Here is a 1109-nt window from a genome sequence, read left to right as displayed (position 1 = left end):
CCAGACAATAAAATCCAGATTGCGATAAATCGTTTCATGTTCACTCCCTGTAATTATTGTAAATTTCAATAGCTGGAATTGATTCGTTATCAATAGCAGAAGTGATTATCAGCTCATGTCCTACTTTTTTCTGAAATTCTAGCAACTCCTCTATCGAATTGATTTCGATAAAATGACCCTCTGCACCGTTCGGTAATTCTCTTTGTATTCGACCTTTAGACGTTTTATGATTAACTCCTTCAGAAAGCCAATTGCCTTCCATCCAAGAAAATCGCTCATCATGTTCTTCAAATGTCGAACAGAATCTAACTTCTATTTTTGTGTATTTTTTAATCACGGCGTTAGGGATTCGACTTTCAACCCACCCGCTTGTGCTTGTTAGTAAAAATTCCATCACTCCACCTCCTCATCGTATGGTATATCTCCATTTGATAAATACTTAGATTCAATCATCAAGAAATCGTTGACACATTGCTGACTACAGAAACAATTTTCAACATCATTAAATAATACAAGAATAACATGATTCTCTTGTACTACCAGAAACTCGTCTTCGAGTTCTTTGCAACAGTTCGAACACTCATAACTCATCACTCCACCTCCTCAATCTCAATCCCTTCACAATCGAACACCCAACCGAAGCCTGCTTCTTCTAGTTCTTTGCGGGTAAGTTTAGAATATGCTCTGCAACTGTAGAAAAAAATAGCATTCTCATCAGGATTACTCATAATGTACTGATTAGATGCTTTAATCTTAACCAGATACCTCTTCTCTTCATCGACCTCGTAGCCGAAAATCCATGCTCGGGCGAATATTTCTTGGTTGCTCGTCTTTTTAATCCATAATATCAAATCGAAACTTTGGTTGTTTTCTTTCATAAAATTTGGATTCATAGCAGTATATAGACTAGATGTCAAATGTGCTTTACAAACCTCAATCCAATCCGCCACAACCTGCGGGACTTTGACTGGTTTTGGTTCGTCTAGTTGTTCCAAATCTCTTCGAATATTTTTTAAAAGAGTTTTTCCGCTAACAAAATCCACAACACATTCAGCCGCTTCATATTTATCAATCAATTCCTGCTTATTCATCTTCCAACTCCTTTATTC

The 1109-nt window shown here is 36.8% G+C and carries 2 protein-coding genes; both read right to left on the bottom strand.

Annotated features, from left to right (window positions below; all coding sequences use genetic code 11):
* Window positions 1-40 precede the first annotated feature (40 nt).
* Window positions 41-394 (bottom strand): hypothetical protein, encoded by a 354-nt coding sequence (locus tag O0J15_RS21300; RefSeq protein WP_308306320.1) that lies wholly within the window; start codon window positions 392-394, stop codon window positions 41-43.
* Between the two features lie 196 nt (window positions 395-590).
* A complete protein-coding gene (locus O0J15_RS21295; protein WP_308306319.1) occupies window positions 591-1091 on the bottom strand; it encodes a DUF1642 domain-containing protein in 501 nt (166 codons plus the stop codon).
* Window positions 1092-1109: the final 18 nt, after the last annotated feature.

The organism is Stenotrophomonas sp. Sm10 (assembly GCF_030985515.1).
Lineage (GTDB): Bacteria > Pseudomonadota > Gammaproteobacteria > Xanthomonadales > Xanthomonadaceae > Stenotrophomonas > Stenotrophomonas hibiscicola.
The sequence above is the reverse complement of the archived record's forward strand: the minus strand, read 5'-3'. Positions and strand labels throughout refer to the sequence as shown.

What these genes read in the sequence shown, in the direction of transcription:
- O0J15_RS21300 (WP_308306320.1), bottom strand. Translation starts at nt 394, where the DNA reads ATGGAATTTTTACTAACAAGCACAAGCGGGTGGGTTGAAAGTCGAATC.
- O0J15_RS21295 (WP_308306319.1), bottom strand. Translation starts at nt 1,091, where the DNA reads ATGAATAAGCAGGAATTGATTGATAAATATGAAGCGGCTGAATGTGTT.